Origin of the sequence: Streptomyces sp. NPDC026092, from assembly GCF_040638605.1 — a bacterium.
In the GTDB taxonomy this organism is placed as follows: domain Bacteria; phylum Actinomycetota; class Actinomycetes; order Streptomycetales; family Streptomycetaceae; genus Streptomyces.
Map to the genome: position 1 here is coordinate 12,402 of NZ_JBEZYN010000002.1, position 17,768 is coordinate 30,169.

Below are 17,768 nucleotides of genomic sequence, written 5' to 3' on the forward strand. Positions count from 1 at the left end.
CCCCCTGATTCGCGGTTGCGCACGGTGCGCGCGCCACCCTACCGGGGACGGGCGGGAGTGCCTGCAAGTAGGATCGCGGTCTCGTGGGGGAGGCCGTCGCTACGGGGGCGCCGGTGCGAACTCCCGCGGGAAGTCCGCCCGTAACGAGGGATTGATGCGCCGGTGAGCCAGATCGTCGTCAAACGCCCGCCGAGGTCCCTTCCTCCTGAAGTACCCAGTGAGGAACTGGTCCTGGAGGCTCCTCCGGAGCTTCCCCGGGGGCAGCAGGAGGGCATGCTGATGCAGCTCCTGCCGATGCTCGGCATGGGTTCGTCGGTGGTCTTCTTCTTCATGCCTGGCGCCCATCCGTTCATGCGCATCATGGGCATTCTGATGCTCGTCTCGACGGTCGGCATGGTCATCGCGCAGCTCGTGCGGTTCCGCAAGGGTACGCAGGGGCAAATGGCGGATGTCCGGCGCGACTACCTCAAATACCTCGCGCAGACCCGGCGTACGGTCCGGCGCACGGCGCGCAAGCAGCGGGACGCGCAGCTCTATCTGCACCCCTCCCCCGAGCAGCTGTGGTCCGTGGTGGCCGAGGGTTCGCGGGTGTGGGAACGCCGGGTGGGCGACAGCGACTTCGCGCAGGTACGGATCGGGCTCGGCGCCCAGCAGCTGGCGACGCCGCTCGCGGCGCCCGACACGGCGCCGGTGGACGAGCTGGAGCCGCTGTGCGCGGGCGCGATGCAGCAGTTCCTGGCCGTGCACGGCTCGTTGGACGGGCTGCCGATGGCGGTCTCGATGCGGGCCTTCTACCACGTGACGGTCTCCGGTGAGCCGGAGGCGGCCCAGGCCGCGGCGCGCGCCCTGGTCTCCCAGCTGGTGACGCTGCACTCCCCCGACGACCTGATGCTCGCGGTGGTGGCGGCCCGGCCCGCGCAGGAGCGCTGGGACTGGACGAAGTGGCTGCCGCACACGCAGGTCCCGGGCCAGGTCGACGGGGCGGGCACGCGGCGGCTGTTCGGCGACGACCTCGGTGAGCTGGAGTCGCTGGTCCGCTCGCGGCTCGACGGGCGGCCCCGGTTCGGCCGGGACAGCCAGCCGGTCCTGGACCAGCCGCACGTGGTCGTGGTCCTCGACGGCGGGATGGTGCCGCCGGACTCGCTCTTCGCGGCGCCGGAGGGCCTGCAGGGCGTGACCATCGTCGAGGTCGTCCACGGTGAGCTGGACGAGCCGCGCGGCGGCCTGTCGGTGATCGTGCGGCCCGGGCGGCTGCGCCTGGAGTCGGGTGGCGGCTTCGCGTACGAGGGGGTGCCGGACGGGATCTCGCTGCCGGCCGCCGAGGCGCTGGCGCGACAGCTGGCCCCGCTGCGGATGGGCGGCGGCGACAACGACGAACCGCTCCTCGCGAACCTGGACTTCACGGACCTGCTGAACCTGGGCGACGCGGCGTCGGTGGACGTGGCGCGGACCTGGCGGCCCCGGTCGGTGGCCGAGCGGCTGCGGGTGCCGATCGGTGTGGGCGAGGACGGCGGGCCGATCATGCTCGACCTGAAGGAGGCGGCGCAGGAGGGCATGGGCCCGCACGGCCTGTGCGTGGGCGCGACCGGCTCCGGAAAGTCGGAGCTGCTGCGCACCCTCGTGCTCGGTCTGGCGGTGACGCACTCCTCGGAGACCCTGAACTTCGTCCTCGCGGACTTCAAGGGCGGCGCGACGTTCGCGGGCATGTCCCAGATGCCGCACGTGGCGGCCGTCATCACCAACCTGTCCGACGACCTGACGCTCGTCGACCGCATGGGCGACGCGATCCGCGGCGAGCTGCAGCGCCGCCAGGAGCTGCTGCGTTCGGCGGGCAACTACGCCAACATCCACGACTACGAGAAGGCGCGGGCGGCCGGCGCCCCGCTGGAGCCGCTGGCCTCGCTGGTCCTGGTCATCGACGAGTTCTCCGAGCTGCTGACGGCGAAGCCGGACTTCATCGACATGTTCATCCAGATCGGCCGGATCGGCCGTTCGCTGGGTGTGCATCTGCTGCTGGCCTCTCAGCGCCTGGAGGAAGGCAAGCTCCGGGGCCTCGACACGTACCTCTCGTACCGGATCGGTCTGCGGACGTTCTCGGCGGCCGAGTCGCGTACGGCGATCGGTGTGCCGGACGCGTACCACCTGCCGTCGGTGCCGGGCTCGGGCTATCTGAAGTTCGGTACGGACGAGATGACCCGGTTCAAGGCCGCCTACGTCTCGGGGACGTACCGGACGGGCGGGCCCCGTCTGGAGGCCGGGCAGCTGCCGATCGAGCGGCGGCCCGCGGTCTTCACCGCGACGCCGGTGCCCGTGGTCTACGCGGCGCCCGACCCGGCGTATCTGGCGGCGCGGCGCGAGGAGGAGGACGACGCGCTCGCGGACACCGTCCTCGACGTGATCGTGCGCCGGCTCGAGGGGCAGGGCGTGCCCGCGCACCAGGTGTGGCTGCCGCCGCTGGACCAGGCGCCCTCGCTGGACCAGCTGCTTCCGGGGCTCGCGCCGACCGCGCACCGCGGTCTGACGGCGACGGAGTACACCCGTCCCGGCGGTCTGACGGTGCCGCTCGGCCTGATCGACAAGCCGTTCGAGCAGCGGCGCGAGGTGCTGTACCGGGACTTCTCCGGCGCGGCGGGCCACATGATGGTGGTCGGCGGCCCGCAGTCCGGCAAGTCGACGCTGATGCGCACGCTGATCTCGTCGTTCGCCCTCACGCACACCCCGGCCGAGGTGCAGTTCTACGCCCTCGACTTCGGTGGTGGCGGTCTGGCGTCGCTGGCCGAACTGCCGCACGTCGGCGGGGTCGCGTCCCGGCTCGACCCCGAACGGGTCCGCCGTACGGTCGCGGAGGTGCTCGGCATCCTGAACCGGCGCGAGGAGTTCTTCCGCGCGCACTCGATCGACTCCATCGCCACCTACCGGCGCAGGCGGGCCGCGGGTGAACTGCCCGGCGAGCCCTGGGGCGACGTGTTCCTGGTCATCGACGGCTGGGGCGGTTTCCGCAACGAGTACGACATGCTGGAGGGGATCGTCTCCGACCTCGCCGCGCGCGGTCTCGGGTACGGCATCCACGTCGTCATCACGGCCGCCCGGTACATGGAGGTCCGCGCGGCGGTGAAGGACCAGATGCTGAGCCGTCTGGAGCTGCGTCTGGGTGACGTGATGGACTCCGAGTTCGACCGAAAGGTGGCGGCGAACGTCCCCACCGGCGTGCCCGGTCGCGGTCAGGTGCCGGAGAAGCTCCACTTCATGGCCGCGCTGCCGCGGATCGACGGCTCCGGCTCGTCGAGCGACCTCTCGCTGGGCACGGAGAACTTCGTCGCGGCCGTGCGGGGCTCCTGGACGGGCCCGGTGGCCCCGGCGGTCCGGCTGCTGCCGCACAAGATGCCGGCCGACCAGCTGCCGAAGGGCTTCGAGTTCCCGCAGCACGGCATCGCGTTCGGCATCGACGAGACGCGCCTGGAGCCGGTCTTCGTCAACTTCGACACCGACCCGTTCTTCCTGATCTTCGGCGAGAGCGAGTCCGGCAAGACGAACCTGCTGCGGCTGTTGGCCAAGCAGATCGCGGAGCGGTACTCCCCCGACGAGGCGAAGCTCGTCGTGGGCGACTACCGGCGGGCGCTGCTCGGCAGCCTGCCGGAGGAGCACCTGCTCGAGTACGCGCCGATGGCGAGCTCGATGCAGATGCACATGGAGGCGCTGGCCGGCGTCTTCGCGCGGCGCCAGCCGCCGCAGGACGTGACCCCGCAGCAGCTGCGGGACCGCAGCTGGTGGTCGGGGCCCCAGGTCTTCATCATCGTCGACGACTACGACCTGGTGGCGACGAGCGCCGGCAACCCGCTGGCCGCGCTCGCGGAGTACCTGCCGTTCGCCCGCGACACGGGCGTCCGCTTCATCATCGCCCGCAACAGCGCCGGTGCCTCGCGCTCGATGTACGAGCCGTTCATGCAGCGCATCAAGGAGCTGGGCGCGCAGGGCGTGGTCCTGTCGGGCGACCCGCAGGAGGGCGACCTGCTCGGCACCGCCCGACCGCGGCCGATGCCGCCGGGGCGCGGCTACTTCGTGGGGCGGCGGGGCGGCTCGTCGCTGGTGCAGACGGGGCGGATGCCGGAGCGATGAGAGCGGCGCCCGGCTTCGCGCGGAGAACCGCGAGGGGGCCCGAGGCGTCGTCGCCGATGGACGCGATCAGTTCAGTCATGAACACTTCAGCACTGCAAACAACACCCTGATCCAGCGAGGGGGAATCAATGTCGTTCAACGACGAGTGGGCCCAGGCCAAGAACACCGCGGCGGAGAACCAGTCGGCGATGCGCCTCAACCAGCTCCCCGCGGACGGGGGCGGCGGAGGCACCGGTCCCGATCTGGCGACGACGCCCGCGAAGAAGAAGCAGGCCGCCAACAGCATCGAGACCCACATCCAGCCGGACCTGAAGACGGCCGCCGACGCGGCCGACGAGTCCACCAGCAGCGCCATCGCGGGGTTCAAGGGCTGGGAGACGGCCGCAGGCCTGAAGAAGGCGCACGAGCACTGGGACAGCCAGGTGAAGCGGCTGAACGCGCGCCTGGAATCGGAGAAGGGCGCGCTCCGGGGCGCGTCGACGCTGTTCCAGAGCAACGACATCGTCACGGGGAACGGCCTCGTGACGCAGTCGAAGATCTCGGGACTGTAGGGGGATCGGGATGCCGACGTACGAAGAGATCATGCAGACCGACCTCGGCAAGCTGAGCACCGCCGCCGACGGCTGGAAGACCATGGCGGAGAATTTCAAGAAGGTCGAGGACCTCTACGAGAAGGACGTCCAGAAGGTCGCGTCGGGCGGTCCGCTGTGGACCGGTCAGGCCCAGCAGATAGGCGCGACCAACTTCGGCATCACCCGGGGTGAGCTCGACGCCGCGCAGAAGGAAGCCAAGGCGATGGAGTCGCTGCTGCGGGACGCCCACAGCACGCTCACGGAGCTCAAGAGCCGGGTGACGACCGCCGTGAAGGAGGCGGTCGACGCGGGCATGAAGGTCTCCGAGTCCGGCGTGGCGAGTTACGACTTCAGCAAGGTCACCGAGAAGGAGGCCTACACGATCCGGCACGACCCGGATCTGCGGTCGGTCGAGCAGTCGTACACGAAGAAGATCAACGACGCGGTCAACGCGGTCACGGAGTTCGACAAGGACGTCAAGACCGCGCTGCTCAACGCCTCGGGCGCGGACGGCACGGCGCCGCTCGGCTTCAACTCCAAGCCCGTGGGCGACGTGGAGGCCGTGGAGGCGCTGGCTCTCTCGGAGAAGGTGCGCAGCGGCGACGCCTCGAAGAAGGAGCTGGAGCAGTACCGCGAGATTCTGGAGAAGAACTCCAAGGACAAGCACTTCAGCGAGGCGTACCTGCATGCGCTCGGCGCTGACGCCGCTCTGACGATCGCCGACAGAATGAATCTGGCGGCGAACGAGCGGGGTGTCTCGGACGCGGACAAGAAGTTCTACAACTCCATCAGCACCGGCCTCGCCGACACGATCGCGTCGGGGACGAAGGATCCGAACAGCTACGCGTACCGACCGTTCGTGGACGGTCTGAAGCGCCTTGGCGGCACTGTCGTCACCGACGACACCGGTCCTATGGGCGACAATGTCCCGACACAGGGGTACCAGGTTCTCGTCACCCTCATGAACCAGGGGAACGCGGACGGGTTCGGCAAGGAGTTCCTCAACGAGCTCGGTCACGACATGATCGAGCTCGAGAAGAAGAACCCCAACGAATGGCAGCACTTCAGGGACGTCCTGCGTCCCAACATCGCTGCCGACCCGCTGGACGGCCTGCTCAACATCATGAGCAAGGACCCTGCGGACGCCGAGTACTTCCTCGACCCCAAGGCTCCGGGGAACGAGAACGAGCACCTGAAGTTCCTCCTTACGGATCGCGAGTGGCCGAAGGAGGGCTTGAACAACATCTATGGGCCTCCCCAGTTCATGGACGACCCCTCCAAGGCCATGGGCCTCGGCAACGCCATTCAGGCGGCGGCGACGGGCCACGAGCCGGGCGAGAAGCTCGGTCCTGTCGGCGCGCACACCGAGGGACAGGCCCGGGTCATGCACGACGCCATCAGGATCCTCGACGAGGACAAGGGCGGCGCCGAGTGGGCCAAGGATGACCTCAAGAACCTGCAGCAGCCGATGGCCCGAGCCCTCGCGGACTACGTGGGGGACACGCACATCATCCTCAACGGCAAGGAATCGGAGTACGGCGGCGCGGGCGGCAAGGACGAGATCTTCGGCTCGAAGGACAACGCGCACATCGCGGTGGGGCAGGAGAGCCTGGTGAGGGTCATGCGAGGAATCGCGGACGACGGCCCGTCCTACGCCCTGCTGTACGAAGCGGAGCGCGCCTACTCCGCACACCTGCTTGGGGAGGCTCCGCCCCACAAGACGGACCCCGTTCATGGACAGAGCGCCGAATGGAATCACCGCTCACAGAACATCGGGTTTGCGATGGGCGCCCTCAACGAAATCGGCGCCGACGTGTACATCGACAAGGGCAAGGACAAGGCGGACTGGGCGGAGGAGACCGGAGAATACTCGGCCATCGCCGGCAACGCTCTGATCGGCGAGATTCCCATCGTGGGCACCGCGGGTGGCGCGATCATCGACGCCGTGAAGTTCGACTGGGTCAAGGACGTGCAGGATGTGGCAGAGGAACAGGCGAGGAAGGAGTCGAGCGACGCCTACTCGTCCGGGACAGACGGCCTGAATCTCATGTTCGACGAATGGGGCAAACGCGAGAAGGTGGACGAGGGTCCGTTCAATTCCGCGAAGGACGAGGCGAACACGGGCCACTCCCAGGGAGTCGGCGCAGCAAAGAAGTACTTGGGATGATCATGAGAAAGCACCGTTCGTGGCCTTTGCTGGCCGTTGCTGCCCTCTTCACCGTGACGTCCTGCGCCGGCGAGGCACCGTCGCAGGCAGGACACCCTGACAACTACGTGTGCCACATCTCTGCCGAATCCACCGAAGCAGAGCTGCTGCTCCAGGTGATCCGGGGGGAAACCTTCACGGACCGGATCGGCAACCGGGCCCCTGACTTCGTCGAGAAGATGCAGATCAATCTGCGCGGGTACCCGGAGAACCGGATCACCCAGCCCCTCAGGCAGTGCGAGTACTTCCCGAACGGCCAGCACGGAAACGGCCAGGCGAGCATCGAGTACAGCTGGGTGCCCCTCGCTGACGCGGAATCGGACAAGGACCCAGACACCCGCCGCTACCGCTGGGCCGGCGCCACTGGGAAGTCCCATGACGTCAGTACGGACATCTATGTCCAGTGCGACATGCCCGGCGACCTGAACGCACGGTCGAAGAAGTTCCTCCTCCGTGCCGAAGCCTCGTTCACCGTGAACCTGGGCACGGTGAAGGACCACGGCACCCAGGATCAGCAGATGGAATTCCTCTACTACATGACACGCAAGGCCACGGATGTCCTCGGCTGCGAGAACAAGCCGTTGGCGAAGGAGCCGGTCGTGAAGCCCCGTACCGAAAGCACCTCCTGATGATGCGAGCGAAGCACGTAACCATGGGCGCCGTGAGCGCCGCCGCACTCGTCGCCGCGTTGGCCGGCTGCGGGAGCGGCGGTGGGGCGGATGCCGGGGCCTCCCTGAGCGTGGACCGGGTGATCGAGCTCGCCGAGGGGGTCGGGAAGGACGGGGCCGACGCCTGCCCGATCGCGTACGACGCGGGGAAGGCGGCCGAGGCGGCGGAGGTCGGCCAGGGGATCGGGGCCGGCGCGGCGGGCGCCAAGGCGGGCGAGCCGATGGCGACCGCCGAGAGCGAGAGAAGGACGACGGATCCGCAGGCGGGGTGGGCCGGGAAGCCGGGTGGGCTCATCTCCTGCTCGTACCACGTGGGCGGTGAGGGCCTGACGCTCCACACCGTCGGTACGGAGGCGGGGAGCGCGACCAACTACCTCCTGCCCACCGCCCAGCTGGCCGGCGACATGTCCGTCGAGGACGTGAAGGCGTTCGGCACGAAGGCCGCCGACGCGAAGCCCGGCGAGCCCGTGGCCAGCAAGGGCGGGAACGTGGTGACCGTCCGGTTCGACTCCGGTGGCAAGGGTGACGTGGCCCTGCTGGTGACCGTCGGCGAGAACGACAAGAGCGCGCTGAAGCCCGAGCAGGTCCTGGAGCTGGCCCGGACCTTCGCCTCACAGGCGAAGTGAATCTCACGGTTCCGTCTGACAGAGAGCTGTCCGGCCCCCGATCATGGAGCTGCGACGACGTTCCACCCGCACTAAGGAGCAGAGACTGATGGGCACTCAGCAGGAGAAGGACGCGCTGTACGCGCTCGACATCAGCGACGTCGAGTGGCAGGGCGCCCCCGGCACGAGCCCCGACGAGGAGCGCGTGGAGATCGCCCACCTGCCGGGCGGAGCCGTGGCGATGCGGTCCTCCCTCGACCCCGACACCGTCCTGCGCTACACGGAGGCGGAGTGGACGGCGTTCGTCCTGGGCGCGAAGGACGGCGAGTTCGACCTGACGTAGGTCGCGTACGCGTGCATGCGAAGGGCCCGTTCCGGGAGGAACGGGCCCTTCTGCTGTGCGCGGAGGGGGGCTGACTGGTGTCAGTACCCCTCGGTGAACAGGCGCGACGCCTTGATGTCCGTGCCGCGGTAGCTGTCCTTGCCCTGCTCGATCTGCTTGGCGACGAGCTCGAGCCGTTCCTTCATGTCCGTGGCGCGCTTCTTGTACTTGCCCTGGAGGATCACGTACTCCGCGTGGGCCTCACCGTCCCAGGTGTCGGTGACGACCCGGAGGGCTGCGTTCATCTCTTCGAGGTCCTTGATGATGTTCGAGGAGACGACCCGGAGACGGTTCGCCATCTCCTGGACGCTCTCGTACCGGACCTTGGTGTTCTGGTCGATGCCGGACATCGTGCTCTCCTCGGGCTCAGATGTTGTTCAGCGCGGAGTTGTTGGCCTTGAGGGTCTGGAACACCTCGAAGTCGTTCGCCGCGCTCAGGTTCTTGGTCTCGTTGACCGCCGTGAGCAGCACGTTGAGCAGGCGACGGATGGTGTCGTGGTCCTCGTTGAGGAGCGACTGCGCCGTCTTGAAGCCGGCCGCACCGGCACCCGTCCAGCCCGCGTGGACCGTTTCGAGGATGTTCGCCATCTCTCGGGCCTGCTTGGAGACCTCTTCACCGGTCTGCATGATCTTGTTCTTGGCCTGGGTTACCGGATCCTCGGCAAGCCCGAACCCACCTGCGGGGCTGGTCATCTGACGCTCCTCGTTGTCGGGAAGGTGTCTCGTGCTCGTGCGTAGCCCTTGGCTACGCTCTCCTGTTGCGCCTGCCTGCCGCCACGACGACGCCGACGATGACGGCGACGACCGCGACGGCACTCACGGCGATGCCCCAGAGCGGGAACCCGCTCTCTTCGGGCCGGGCCGCCGACTCAGGCTTCTTCTCTTCCTGGGTCGGCCCGTTGGTGCCGCTTGCCCCCGTGCTGTCAGGAGAGGGGGAAGTCTCGGGTGTGGGCGACTTGCTCGCCTGCTGCTGTGCGGCGAGCAGCGGGTTGACGTTCGGGTCGCCGGGGTTGCCCTTGCCCTCCAGGAGGACCTGGGCGGGACGGACGGAGCCGTAGCCGATGTACTTGCTGGGTACCTCGCCGACATGGCCGGCGGTCTCCATCATGACCCGGAGGACCTGGTTGGCGGTCCAGTCGGGGTGCGCGGACCAGATGAGGGCGGCGGTGCCGGAGGCGATGGCGGTGGCTTGGCTGGTGCCCCAGCCCGCGCAGTACCGCGACTTGTCGGCGACGCAACGGCCCGGAATCTCGACGCCGGGGGCTGCGAGGGCGATGTGGGAGCCGTAGTTCGAGAAGTCGGCGACCTTGCCCTTGGTGTCGAGAGCGCCGACGGCGACGACTCCGGGAATCGCTGCCGGGTACTCCAGACTCTCGCGCCCGTCGTTGCCGGCTCCCGCAAAGATCAGGGCGTCCTTCTTGTGAGCGTAGTCCACAGCCGCCTGCCACTGCGCGACATCGGTCTCGTCAGCTACGCTCGCCATCGAGATGTTGATCACGCGTGCACCGTTGTCAACGGCATAGCGAATGGCCTTCGTAGCGTGCGTCACCAGGCCGAACGTGGCCTTCTCGCCAACCTTCACCGGCAGGACCTTGGCATCGGGCGCGATTCCCTTCACGCCGCCGTTGGACCCGCTGCCCGCAATGGCGATGGCCATGTTCGTGCCGTGGCGTTCGGTGTCCGTACGCCCATCGCCCTTACCGGCGTCGTAGAAGTTCGTACCGGGCAGGACCTTTCCACGAAGTTCCGACACGGTCGAATCCACTCCGGTGTCGAGCACCGCGACAGTCATTCCCTTGCCGGTGGCCACCTTCCACAGTTCGTCCGCCTTCATGGCGTCCAGGTACCACTGCCGCCCGCGCATGTCTTCCGCCTGTGCCGCCGGCGCAGCGACGGTCCACGTCGCGACGACGGCGGCCATGGCGCCAAGCAGGCCGAGAGCGCGGCGGCGAAGGACCGGGGCAAGCGGGGACATGCGCGAGAGTCTCCTAGTCGATGACGGGCGGGACGATCTGACGCTGACCGGAAGCCCACGTCTCCTCGTCCTCGGTCAGATAGTCAGGGCGAGAACGGTTGGTACGACGCTCGTCCTCGCCACGCTCGGTCGAGGTCGGTCGGACCAGTCCAGTACCGCCGGGAGTGAACGCCCGTCCACCGGACCCCGTGGGGTTCCCGACGGTTCCACCCGGCTGCATGGCCAGCCGCCGGCCCGCCGCGCCGCCCGTATTACCACCCGGCGTACCGTGCATCCCGGCGCCAGGACCGTACATGCCACCTGCGCCGCGACCGTGCTGGCCGGCGCGTTCCTCGCCCACCACGGGGCCCACAGGAAGCCGAGGCCCTTGACCGGGCAGACCCGTCCGACCGGGTACCTGACGGCCGCCAGTGATGCCCTCCGCGCGGGGCGGGAGGCCAAGGGGGCCGGGTCCCTTCAGGCCTCCGTTCGCGGGGCCCGGGAGTCCCGGGTTCGCGCGAGGCGGGCCAGCCGTCGGTTGAGGGCCGACCGGCGGAGCGAGCGGCGGCAACGGCGGAGTCGGCGGACCGACCGTCGTGACCGGCGGCGTAGTGGGCGGCTGCGCAGGGGTACGGGGCGGAGCCTCCGGCGTGATGGTCACGGAGTCGAGGTTCGTGTTGACCTCGTCCTCCGGGCGCTTCGTCGCTGCCGGAGGCAGCGTCACGTCAGGGATCGGGCGGTCCGTGGTCGCCACATCGGGCGTACGGGTCGACGACCGATCTGAGTGGCCGGGACCGACTCCGGAGGACGACGTGTAGGTCGTCCCGTTACCAGAGTTCCCTGTCCCGTAAGCGCGTTCGCCTGCTCCAACGTCCGTACCGTTCAGAGGCTTGAAGTCCGGCTCCCGCTCCGCCCCCATCCGCTCCCGCGTCGAGTCGTAGTACGACGACAGCCGCTCCAGCTGGTGGATCGCCTCCTGGAGCTTCGGGCCCGTTTCCGACTCGATGCGGGCCTTCTCCTTCTCCGGGTCCGCGAAGCACATGCCCGCCGGCTTCGGGACGGCGGCCTTCGCCTCGGAGAGGGCCTGGCCCGCGCGCTGCATCTCGTCCGCCACGACCTTGGTGAAGTCGCCCAGGACGAGCGTTTCGGTGGCCACGCCCCCGGCCCAGGTGCGGAACGCGTTGCCGCCTTCGCCCTCCCACTGGACACGGCTGACGTACAGCCGCAGGTCTGCGGCGATGTCCAGGATCTTCGGGACCGCCGCCGCCAGCGCCGAGCCGGTGGTGGTGATCTCCTCCGGCTTGGCGGACGCGATCATCGCGTAGAGGGCGTCCAGGGACTTCCCCTCGAACTCTCCTGCCATCTCTTCCAACCCCCGTTAGCTGAATCCGCCGGAATCGCCGGTGTCGCCCGTGCCCTTGGCGGGCTGCTGCGGTTCGGTCTTGCCGTCGCCGCCGGTCTGCCCGCCTTCGCCGTGGCGCTCTTCGTACTCTTCCTTGGTGCGCTTCCGGATCTGCGCGTACCGCTCGCGCTCCTCCTCGTCCACGCCCGCGTAGCCCTTGTCGGCGATCGTCGCCGCGAGGCCCATGCCCTCGATCGTCTCGCCGAAGGTTCGGGTCAGTTCTTCTAGGCGGGTTCGCACCTTTTCGTACGCACTGTGCAGTTCCGTAGCCGCCGCGAAGCCCGTGCCGTACGAAGCGGCCGTGACCTTCTGTTCGCCGATCTTCGTGTGCTCGGCGGGCGAGCCCTTCAGTTCCTCGAGGAGCTTCTGCATCCGTGAGTAGAAGCTCTGGAGAGTGACTTCTCCGACTTCCAGACCCTGCTTGCCGCCCCCGGCCGGCTCTCCCACCTCAGTGCCCCCTCGTCAGGCTCTTGAACTCGTCCACCACTCTAGCCATTTGGTACGACAGTTCCAATTGCAAAGTCGTATCGTTGACGCGGCTCATCCGGCCGCCCTCCTACGCCGTCGTCGGCTGTCCCGGATCACCGTCGCCGTGCCCGCGACCACCGCCACCAGGACGACGCCCACACCCAGGGCGTACGTGCCGATGCGCTCCGCGCGTTCCTGGGACGTCTCCGTCAGCGCCAGGTGCGCCGGTTCCGGTGCCGGGGGCTTCGGTGGGGCCGGGTCGGGGACCGGGGCCGTCGGGGCCGGTTCGGGGGCGTCGGCGAGGGCCCGTACCGGGTCGACCACGCCCCAGCCCACGTGGTTGTCGCGGCCGTTGACGGACCGTACCGCCGTCTGTTCGATACGGGCCACGATCTGGGCCGGGCTCCACTTGGGGTGTTTCGCGCGCAGGAGCGCCGCCACTCCCGAGACGTACGGGGCCGAGAAGCTCGTGCCGTTGTCGACGCACTGGCCGCCGCCCGGGACCGTGGAGACCATGTCGACGCCCGGCGCCGCGACGCCCACGAACGTGCCCGACTGCGAGAACTCCGCCCGCTCGTTGTTGCGGTCCGAGGACGCCACCGCGAGGACCCCCGGGAAGGCCGCCGGGTACGTGTTCTTGAGCTTGCCGTCCATGCCGTCGTTGCCCGCCGAGGCGACCACCACGACGTCCTGCGCCAGGGCGCGGGCCACGGCCTTGCCCATGGCCGAGTCGGGGCTCAGGGCCTGTGTGGTGTCCTGCGAGATGTTGATGACGTCGGCGCCCTTGTCGACGGCGTGGTCGATCGCCAGGGCCATCGTGTCGGACTTGCCGCTGTTCTTCTCGTCGTTCTGGCGGATCGGGATGATCGTGGCCTCGGGGGCCAGCCCGACGAAGCCCGTGCCGGCCCGGGGGCGGGCGGCGATGATGCCCGCCACCTTCGTGCCGTGGCCGACCTCGTCGACCGTGCCGTCCGTCTTGCCGCGCTTGTCGTCGCCCCCGCCGGGGTTGTCCTTGTCCGGCTTGAGGTAGTCCTTGCCCGCCTTGGCGTCCACCGCCGACTTCAGCTGCGGGTTGACGTCGTCGACGCCCGTGTCGATGACCGCGACCCGGACCCCCTTGCCCTTCGTGTCCTGCCAGAGCTCGTCGAGGAGCACCCGCTGGAGCGACCAGGGGATGCCCTCGATCTGCTTCTTCATCGGGAACGTGCACTCACCGCTGCCGTCCAGGACCAGGGCGGGCTGGGCAACCGCCTGAGGTGTCGCCAGAAGCGCCGTCGTCAGCGTTGCCGCCGCCAGGACTGCCGCCGTCTTCCCGTACCGCTCCGTCTGCGTCGACATCGTCATCCGCCCTACGAACCCTGCGGCTGGCGCGCGCTGTTGGTGTCCAGCCTCGGGCCCTTCGACAGGAACTCCGACCACGCGATCGGTACGAGGACCGGGGTCACCTTCTCGTAGCCGAGACGAGTCTGCGCCTCGCTCGGTTCCGGGCGGCCGTCCGTCGGCTGCTTGGTCCCGTCGCCGCTGCCGATGTCGGAGCGGGCCGCGTCGCTGTCCCCGTTCGCCTGAACCGCGTACCGCAGTCCGGTGTCCGTGACGAGGAAGAGCGAGCCGTCGGGCTTGGTCTGGTTGCCCTGGACCTGGGTGTAGAGCAGGCCGCTGCCGGGCGTGACGTACGTGCTCGTGCCGCCGGCCGTGATTTCCGCCGGGTACTTCGTACCCGCCCAGGTGGTGAGGGTGGTGGCGCCCTTGTCGTCGACGCTGTTGAGGACGCTGCAGATGGTGTCCCTGGCACCGTCGCCCGTCGCGGCGTTGACCTGCTGCGACTTGCGGGTCGGCCAGCGGTACTGGGTGCCGAAGGTGGTGGCGTCCGGGGTGAAGGAGGCCGCGTCGACGGTGGTGACCCGGCCGTCCATGTCGAGGGGGTCGGTCTGCGGGGAGTTGATGAGCAGCCAGGCCGTGAACTCGGAGACCGGCTGGACCTTGCCCGGCAGGACGACGTAGTGCTGCGGCCCCGAACCGGTCTGGGCGAGCAGGACCATGCCGACCCGGTCCTCGGTCTGGCTGAGGCCGCCGCCGACGCCGGCGGCCGTGCCGACCTGGCCCGGGATCTGCGGGAACGCGATGGGGCTGCCGGTGTGCAGGGTGGCCAGCCAGTCGTCGGTGACCTGCTGCGGCTCCTTGCTGAGGCCGACGAGGGCGGTGGTGAGTCCTGCGGACTCGTCGGGCGCGCCAGGGATCAGGTACTTCGTACCCCGGTGGTCGACGAGGTAGCGGGCGCTGCCCTTCTGCCCCTTGACGTACATGACCTGTCCGTCCTTGAGCTGCCCCGTGCCCTCCGTGCGGTGGAAGTCCCGCTGCGCGAAGACGAACGTGGCCTTCTGGACGCTGCTTCCCTTGCCTCCGCCCGGCTGTTCGCACACCGCCCACCGCTTCGCGGTGCCGGCGTCGCCCGGCGAGGGGAGCCGGTCCGGCGCGTACGGGATGCCGAGGATCGGGCCGCGGGGCGGGTTGCCGCCGTCCAGGACCTCGTCGGCGACCTGGATGACCGAGAAGGACTGGGGGGTGAGGAGAAGGCGCGCGGAGGCGAGGTTCAGGACCGGGTGGAGGAGAGTCTTGCTGTCCTTTCCCTTGCCCGTGGTAAGTACGACGTACCTGGTTGTCGACTGCTTGCCGACGATCACCTTGGTGCCCGGCTTGTCCCAGCCCTTGGGGGCCTTGGGGCTGAACATGCCCCAGGCGCCGAAACCGGCCAGGACGAGCGCGCCGACGATGAGCCCGGGCACGACCGCGCGCAACGGCCTCGGCGCCCCTTCCTCCGTACCGGAGGGAGAAGGTTGGAGGAATGCGGCCACCGTGCGCTTCTTCGCGAAGGTGTACGCGTTGAGCTCATCCCGCCGTGATGCCATGAGTCCCCATATTTTCGTCCCCCGATTTCGTCAGGCGCAGTCCTCGCCGGCGCCTTCGGGGGGCTTCACACCCGGGCTCCGGCTGTCGGACCGGCCCCCTACTATGCCTGCTGTCCCCCGGCGTCCGGGGGGCGGGTAGGGTGATCCGGCCGCCAAAGCACTGGCGCGCCAGGGTGATCGGGACGAATTTGGGGGGATTCTCCATGATGGCATCCGCGACGCGGACGCGACCGCGGTCCGCGGCGCCCGCGCCCTCCTCCCGTTCCGCCACACCTCCCGCCGCCGGTGCGCCGTCCGCCGTGTCGCCCCGCCTTCAGGCGCGCCCGGGACACTTCGGATCATTCCGATTGCAACAACTCGTATTGATCGAGGGCGCGGCCGCTCTGCTGCTCGTGGCGTGGGTCGTCGAACCGATGCTCCTGGTCCCGGCCGGACTTCTCGCCGCGGTGCTGGTCCTGCTCGCGGTGGTGCGCCGGCACCGGCGCTCGATGCCGGAGTGGCTCGGTACGTTCCTGACGCTGCGCGCGCGGACGCGCCGGGCGGCCTCCTTCGTCGTCCCGGAGGGTACGGAGCCGGGGCTCGCCCCGGTCGTGGAGTGCGATCCGGCGCTGCGCACGTACGCGTACAGCGACCGCGACCGCCGTCCGGTCGGGATGATCGGCGACGGTACGTTCCTCACGGTCGTCGTACGGGTCGATGCGGAGGCCACGGCGCTGCGCCCGGACCGTTCGGCGCGGCCACTGCCGGTCGCGCTCGTCCGTGACGTCCTCGACGTGGACGGGATCCGCCTCGAGTCCGCGCAGATCGTCCAGCACACCCAGCCGGCGCCCGCCCCGCATCTGCCCCCGCAGTCGATGGCCGCGCGCAACTACGGCCCGCTGCAGGCGCAGACGGGTTCTCCGGCGGTACGCGTGACTTGGGTCGCCCTCAAGCTGGACCCGGAGCTGTGCCCGGAGGCCGTCGCCGCGCGCGGTGGCGGCCTGGAGGGCGCGCAGAAGTGCGTGGTCCGGTCGGCGGACCAGCTGGCGAGCCGCCTCGCGGGCGCCGGGTTCCGGGCGACCGTGCTGACCGAGCAGGAGCTGACCGCCGCGCTGGCCACCTCGACCTGCGCGAGCCCCGCGGCCATAACGCAGGCGGGGCGCGGCCAGGCGCAGGCGCGACGGAGCCAGGAGACCGCGCGGACCTGGCGGGTCGACGACCGCCGGCACACGACGTACTGGGTGGGGCGCTGGCCGCACCTCGGCGGCGCGGGCGGTCCCGGCGCGTCGATGCCGCAGCTGATCGCGCTGCTGACCTCGCTGCCCGCGCTCGCGACGACGTTCAGCCTGACGCTGAGCGGCGGCGACCGCCAGGAGGCGACGGTGACCGGGCACGTACGGATCACCGGGCGCAGCGACGAGGAGCTGGTGGCGGCGCGGCACGAACTGGAGCGTGCGGCGCGCGGGGTGAAGACGGGTCTGGTGCGGCTCGACCGCGAACAGGTGCCGGGCATGCTGGCCTCGCTGCCGCTCGGGGGTGCGCGCTGATGTCCTCTTCCCAGGTGCCTGTCGGTGGTGTCGGTGGTGTCGGTGGTGTCGGTAATGGCGGTGACGCTGGCGGGGCGCGTGAGCGGTCCGCCGGGAGGTCCCGTAGGGGTACGGGGCGGGGTGGACGGCCCCGGTTCGGTTTCGGGCTCATCGGGCCGCGCCGCGACCGGCACTCCGTACCGCTGGAGCAGCTCGGCGCGTTGAGCGTGCCCGTCGGCGACGACGGCATGGTCATCGGCGTGGACGCCGAGGGCCGGCCCGCCGTCCTGGGCATCAACCGGCCCACCCCGTACGACGTGACGCTCATCGGCGGTCTGTGGACGGCCCAGGTGATCGCGCTGCGGGCGGCCGCGACGGGTGCGCGGGTCGCCGTGGAGACCGGGCGGGCCCAGGTCTGGACGACGCTCGCGCAGGCCGCGGGCGGGGGTCAGCCCTGCATCACGCTGCACGACGTCGGCCGGGTCCCGCCGCAGGGCGCGTCGGCCGGCAGCCCGGTGGTCGTGGTGCGGGACTGCGGTATGCGTCCGCCGCGCGGCCGGGTCGTGTCGGGACCCTGGCAGTCGGTGGTGACCCTGCTGCCGTACCTGAGCCCGGTGGCGCCCCGGCTGCTGGAGAAGTCCGCCCTCGTGGGGATCCAGCGGGTCTCGCCGGACGAGGCCACGCAGATCGGCCGGATCATGGGCCTGCCGGGCGCGGCGGCGGAGGCGTTGTCGACGCTCGCCGACGGGGTGACGTTGTGGTGTACGCCGGGTGACCGCCAGTTCGTCATGACTCAGGCCACAGAGGCCGAGACCGGATTGTTGGGCAGCGCGCGCCGGATGGACTGACCGGTCGGAGTCATCAATTCCGTCCGTTTTTGTACGTTTTTGGAGCGCCCCGTGGCGCTGTGGAGTTCACTCTGCGGTGCACGCAGGTCACTTGGGGGCGATACGTGACCTACGGGACAGGCGGGTACGGGCGATC

15 protein-coding genes are annotated in these 17,768 nt (G+C 69.7%); 8 read left to right on the plus strand and 7 right to left on the minus strand.

What is annotated here, in order from left to right:
- The first annotated feature begins 162 nt into the window (after window positions 1-162).
- The 6 genes from eccCa to AB0F56_RS02765 all read left to right on the plus strand — a co-directional run bounded on the left by eccCa (window position 163) and on the right by AB0F56_RS02765 (window position 8,510).
- Entirely contained in the window at window positions 163-4,116 is a 3,954-nt protein-coding gene (gene eccCa / locus AB0F56_RS02740; protein WP_362003243.1) for a type VII secretion protein EccCa, read from the plus strand.
- 128 nt (window positions 4,117-4,244) lie between these two features.
- Window positions 4,245-4,667, plus strand: a complete 423-nt coding sequence (locus AB0F56_RS02745; RefSeq protein ID WP_362003245.1) for a hypothetical protein — start codon at window positions 4,245-4,247, stop codon at window positions 4,665-4,667.
- A gap of 10 nt (window positions 4,668-4,677) precedes the next feature.
- Window positions 4,678-6,855 (plus strand): hypothetical protein, encoded by a 2,178-nt coding sequence (locus tag AB0F56_RS02750; protein ID WP_362003247.1) that lies wholly within the window; start codon window positions 4,678-4,680, stop codon window positions 6,853-6,855.
- A complete protein-coding gene (locus tag AB0F56_RS02755; protein WP_362003249.1) occupies window positions 6,852-7,523 on the plus strand; it encodes a hypothetical protein in 672 nt (223 codons plus the stop codon). Before AB0F56_RS02750 ends, AB0F56_RS02755 begins: the two co-directional genes overlap by 4 nt.
- Window positions 7,524-7,555: 32 nt before the next feature.
- Window positions 7,556-8,188 carry a hypothetical protein gene (locus tag AB0F56_RS02760; protein ID WP_362003251.1) on the plus strand — a complete coding sequence of 211 codons (633 nt, stop codon included), beginning with the start codon at window positions 7,556-7,558 and terminating at the stop codon, window positions 8,186-8,188.
- An 88-nt stretch (window positions 8,189-8,276) separates the two neighbouring features.
- Window positions 8,277-8,510: a DUF397 domain-containing protein gene (locus AB0F56_RS02765; RefSeq protein ID WP_362003252.1), complete on the plus strand. Its 234-nt coding sequence runs from the start codon at window positions 8,277-8,279 to the stop codon at window positions 8,508-8,510.
- A gap of 80 nt (window positions 8,511-8,590) precedes the next feature.
- On the opposite strand, the gene AB0F56_RS02770 is transcribed toward AB0F56_RS02765, so the two are convergent.
- The 7 genes from AB0F56_RS02770 to eccB all read right to left on the minus strand — a co-directional run bounded on the left by AB0F56_RS02770 (window position 8,591) and on the right by eccB (window position 15,279).
- Window positions 8,591-8,899: a WXG100 family type VII secretion target gene (locus tag AB0F56_RS02770; RefSeq protein ID WP_362003254.1), complete on the minus strand. Its 309-nt coding sequence runs from the start codon at window positions 8,897-8,899 to the stop codon at window positions 8,591-8,593.
- A 16-nt stretch (window positions 8,900-8,915) separates the two neighbouring features.
- Window positions 8,916-9,242, minus strand: a complete 327-nt coding sequence (locus AB0F56_RS02775; RefSeq protein WP_362003256.1) for a hypothetical protein — start codon at window positions 9,240-9,242, stop codon at window positions 8,916-8,918.
- Window positions 9,243-9,294: 52 nt separating this feature from the next.
- A complete protein-coding gene (locus AB0F56_RS02780) occupies window positions 9,295-10,524 on the minus strand; it encodes a S8 family serine peptidase (RefSeq protein WP_362003258.1) in 1,230 nt (409 codons plus the stop codon).
- Between the two features lie 13 nt (window positions 10,525-10,537).
- Entirely contained in the window at window positions 10,538-11,866 is a 1,329-nt protein-coding gene (locus AB0F56_RS02785) for a hypothetical protein (protein WP_362003260.1), read from the minus strand.
- 15 nt (window positions 11,867-11,881) lie between these two features.
- Window positions 11,882-12,352: a hypothetical protein gene (locus AB0F56_RS02790; RefSeq protein WP_362003262.1), complete on the minus strand. Its 471-nt coding sequence runs from the start codon at window positions 12,350-12,352 to the stop codon at window positions 11,882-11,884.
- Between the two features lie 93 nt (window positions 12,353-12,445).
- Entirely contained in the window at window positions 12,446-13,711 is a 1,266-nt protein-coding gene (mycP, locus tag AB0F56_RS02795; RefSeq protein ID WP_362003264.1) for a type VII secretion-associated serine protease mycosin, read from the minus strand.
- 11 nt (window positions 13,712-13,722) lie between these two features.
- Window positions 13,723-15,279: a type VII secretion protein EccB gene (gene eccB / locus AB0F56_RS02800; RefSeq protein WP_362003266.1), complete on the minus strand. Its 1,557-nt coding sequence runs from the start codon at window positions 15,277-15,279 to the stop codon at window positions 13,723-13,725.
- 206 nt (window positions 15,280-15,485) lie between these two features.
- Between eccB and eccE the strand changes: the two genes are divergently transcribed.
- Window positions 15,486-16,805, plus strand: a complete 1,320-nt coding sequence (gene eccE / locus AB0F56_RS02805) for a type VII secretion protein EccE (RefSeq protein ID WP_362003991.1) — start codon at window positions 15,486-15,488, stop codon at window positions 16,803-16,805.
- 149 nt (window positions 16,806-16,954) lie between these two features.
- Complete coding sequence (locus AB0F56_RS02810) at window positions 16,955-17,632, plus strand: hypothetical protein (protein WP_362003994.1); 678 nt, start codon at window positions 16,955-16,957, stop codon at window positions 17,630-17,632.
- The last annotated feature ends 136 nt before the right edge of the window (window positions 17,633-17,768 follow it).

Coding starts and splice junctions, on each gene's coding strand:
- AB0F56_RS02775 (WP_362003256.1), bottom strand. CDS start 9,242: ATGACCAGCCCCGCAGGTGGGTTCGGGCTTGCCGAGGATCCGGTAACC.
- AB0F56_RS02770 (WP_362003254.1), bottom strand. CDS start 8,899: ATGTCCGGCATCGACCAGAACACCAAGGTCCGGTACGAGAGCGTCCAG.
- AB0F56_RS02750 (WP_362003247.1), top strand. CDS start 4,678: ATGCCGACGTACGAAGAGATCATGCAGACCGACCTCGGCAAGCTGAGC.
- mycP (WP_362003264.1), bottom strand. CDS start 13,711: ATGTCGACGCAGACGGAGCGGTACGGGAAGACGGCGGCAGTCCTGGCG.
- AB0F56_RS02765 (WP_362003252.1), top strand. CDS start 8,277: ATGGGCACTCAGCAGGAGAAGGACGCGCTGTACGCGCTCGACATCAGC.
- AB0F56_RS02785 (WP_362003260.1), bottom strand. CDS start 11,866: ATGGCAGGAGAGTTCGAGGGGAAGTCCCTGGACGCCCTCTACGCGATG.
- AB0F56_RS02745 (WP_362003245.1), top strand. CDS start 4,245: ATGTCGTTCAACGACGAGTGGGCCCAGGCCAAGAACACCGCGGCGGAG.
- AB0F56_RS02780 (WP_362003258.1), bottom strand. CDS start 10,524: ATGTCCCCGCTTGCCCCGGTCCTTCGCCGCCGCGCTCTCGGCCTGCTT.
- AB0F56_RS02755 (WP_362003249.1), top strand. CDS start 6,852: ATGATCATGAGAAAGCACCGTTCGTGGCCTTTGCTGGCCGTTGCTGCC.
- eccE (WP_362003991.1), top strand. CDS start 15,486: ATGGCATCCGCGACGCGGACGCGACCGCGGTCCGCGGCGCCCGCGCCC.
- eccB (WP_362003266.1), bottom strand. CDS start 15,279: ATGGCATCACGGCGGGATGAGCTCAACGCGTACACCTTCGCGAAGAAG.